Origin of the sequence: Collinsella aerofaciens, assembly GCF_039062315.1 — a bacterium.
Lineage (GTDB): Bacteria > Actinomycetota > Coriobacteriia > Coriobacteriales > Coriobacteriaceae > Collinsella > Collinsella aerofaciens_BG.
In genome coordinates this window covers 1-2,155 of record NZ_JBCJBG010000035.1, presented here as the reverse complement: position 1 = coordinate 2,155, position 2,155 = coordinate 1, and the positions used below count along the sequence as shown (strand labels likewise).

The window sequence follows — 2,155 nt, the reverse complement described above, 5'->3', positions numbered from 1 at the left end:
TCAAGGTGCACGCTTTGCGGCTCATCCGGTCCGACCGGGCCGCGCGGCAAGGAGATATATTGCCAGACCGGAGGGGCCCCGTGGGCGGGAATCTGGGCGTACACATTTCCTACACATCTTGGGATTCTCAGCTGTGTTTGCCAGTAATAAAGAGGGGACCTCGTTTCCGAGATCCCCTCCTCCGTCTAACTATAGAAATAGGCTTTCAAAGCCTTAGGCCAACAGCTTGCGACCGGACTCCTCAATCGCGTCAAGTGCTGCATCAGCCTCGGCGGCATCCGTGCCCTTAGCGAAGATGTACAGCTTAATCTTGGGCTCGGTGCCGGAAGGACGAACAATACCCTTGTTGCCGCCCTCAAGATCGAACTCAATGACGTTAGCCTTCGGCAGGCCGTTCACGCAGGTGTTGTAATCCACGACAGCCTCAATCTTGGAACCGGCGAGCTCCGCGGGCGGGTTCTCACGCAGACCAGCCATGATGCCGGCCATCTTCGCCGCACCCTCAGCGCCCGGATAGCTCAGCGAAATCGTCTTGTTATGATAGTAGCCATACTTCTCGTAAAGCTCGTGCATCGCATCGGCAAGGTTCTTTCCCTGGAGCTTATAATACTGCGCCATCTGGCAAATCAGAAGCGAAGTGCTCACGGCATCCTTGTCGCGCACGTGGTCACCGGCCAGATAGCCGTAGCTCTCCTCAAAACCGAAGATAAAGCGATCGACCTCGCCAGCATCGGAAAGAGAAGTAATGATGTCGCCGATGTACTTGAAGCCCGTCAGGCAGCGGCGAAGCTCAAAACCGTACTCGTCGGCCAGAGCGTCAACCATGGCGGAAGAAACGATAGTAGTAACGGCGACCTTCTTAGTGAGGTCCTCACCGCGGGCAGCACGGGTCTTGCAGATATAGTCGAGCAGCAGAACGCCCATCTCATTGCCGGTCAGCAGCAGATAGTCATCGCCATTCTTAACGGCAACGCCAACACGGTCGGCGTCGGGATCGGTTGCAAGCAGCAAATCAGGGTGAACCTGCTCGCAGAGATCGATGCCCTTCTGCATGGCCTGACGGATCTCGGGGTTAGGATACGGGCAGGTCGGGAAATCGCCGTTAGGCTCCTTCTGCTCGGGAACAACCGTGACATCGGTGATGCCAGCGCGCTCGAGCACCGTCGTGACGGGAATGAGGCCAGTGCCGTTGAGCGGAGTGTAGACGAGCTTAAGCGGAGCGCCAGCGATCTCCTCGGCAGAAAGGTTAGTCACGCCGCGGGCGAGAACGGCGTCGTAATAACGCTCGAGGCACGAGTCATCGATCCATTTGACCAGACCCTGCTCAAGAGCCTCATCGAAGTCCATGGACTTCACGCCGGTAAACGTATCGGTCTCGGCGATAGCCCTAGAAATTGCATCGGCAGCCTCGCTGGTGATCTGGCAGCCGTCGGGGCCATAGGCCTTATAGCCATTATACGGCGCCGGGTTATGGCTAGCGGTCATGCAAATGCCACCGGAGCACTTAAGGTCGCGGACGGCCCAGGAGAGCGTCGGCACAGGAGAAATCTTGGGATACACGAGGGCAGTCACGCCGTTTGCTGCAAGAATGGCAGCCGTCGTCTTAACGAACAGCTCACCTTTATTGCGGCTATCGCGAGCGATGGCGACCGTCGGATGCTCGAAGGTCGCATTGAGGTAGTCAGCGAATCCCTGGGTCGCACGACCGACCGTATAGATATTCATACGGTTAGTGCCCGCACCGATAGTGCCGCGAAGGCCGGCAGTACCGAAGGCGAGATCCTGGAAGAAAGCGTCGGTGATGGCGTCCTCATCACCCTGCTCCTTCATCGTGTTAAGCTCAGCGAGGAGCTCCTCGTCCTTGACATTGGCAATCCAAGTATCAAGCAGCTCATGAACATCTGCCATATGAGTCCTTCCGTCACAATCAATAAAACGACCCGTGTAAAACAGGACAAGCGCAGCAGTGCGCTAAAGCAAATATTAGTCCATTGAGAACAAAGAACCGACCACAGAACGGTGAACGTTTATATTCACCGGTGGATGATTGAAGTGATTTAATTGCTTAGTGAATGCCGCCTTAAACGCAAAAAAAGGGGGAGGCCGCGAGGCCTCCCCCTTCTCAGTTCAAGCGTACGGCTCGGTGCCGTCCACC

General features: G+C 56.4%; 1 protein-coding gene. It reads right to left on the bottom strand.

All coding sequences use genetic code 11. The features are described 5' to 3' along the window. Window positions 1-213 precede the first annotated feature (213 nt). Window positions 214-1,908, bottom strand: a complete 1,695-nt coding sequence (locus ABCP74_RS09385; protein WP_343001676.1) for a phospho-sugar mutase — start codon at window positions 1,906-1,908, stop codon at window positions 214-216. Window positions 1,909-2,155: the final 247 nt, after the last annotated feature.